General features: G+C 40.1%; 2 protein-coding genes. Both read left to right on the top strand.

Going from position 1 to position 579, the window contains the following annotated elements:
• A partial coding sequence (locus JI666_RS20980; protein ID WP_206895016.1) for a DUF5344 family protein occupies positions 1 to 213 on the top strand: 213 nt, incomplete at its 5' end.
• Positions 214 to 226: 13 nt separating this feature from the next.
• Positions 227 to 579, top strand: a 353-nt coding sequence (locus JI666_RS20975; RefSeq protein ID WP_286171011.1) for a T7SS effector LXG polymorphic toxin, incomplete at its 3' end; no start/stop codon positions are given.

Here is a 579-nt window from a genome sequence, read left to right as displayed (position 1 = left end):
TTAAGTGCCTTTAACGCAGAACTTCCGAAGAACACAGGAGAAGGCAATAATCTTGATGTTGTGAACCGCTTGAATGAGTTGAATCACATGATGACAGAAGTCGGCAATGCTTATAAACAGATCCTAGCTGAAAACAACCAGACCGTACGAGAATCTGTCCAACAATTAGAGAAAGCAGACAAAGAACTCTCTTCCTCTATTCAATTACGTTAAGAGGTGAATGCCAATGAAAACGTTAGACGTCCAATCGCTTCATCAAGGAATCCAACATACCCGATCTGCCGTCTCTACTATGAGAACGCAAACGACAGAACTCCGGTCATCTATTGAAAACTTTACTACATTGGAAGCTTCCTTTAACGGTCATGGCGGGAAAGCAGTTCGGTCATTCTACCAGGAATGTCATCTCCCATTTCTAACTTATATGGAAAATGTCATAACTCACTTTGAAGAGAAGCTAGTCAATTTGATTAACTCTATCCAATCATATGAACCACAAGAATCTGGATTCGTTCGAGAAGATTTTCTTGCTAATGAGGTGGAGAATGGATTACATAAAGCGCAAAACATAACTGATCA

Origin of the sequence: Bacillus sp. NTK071 (assembly GCF_017303315.1) — a bacterium.
Classification (GTDB): domain Bacteria; phylum Bacillota; class Bacilli; order Bacillales; family Guptibacillaceae; genus Guptibacillus.
This window is presented reverse-complemented; position numbering and strand designations above follow the sequence as displayed.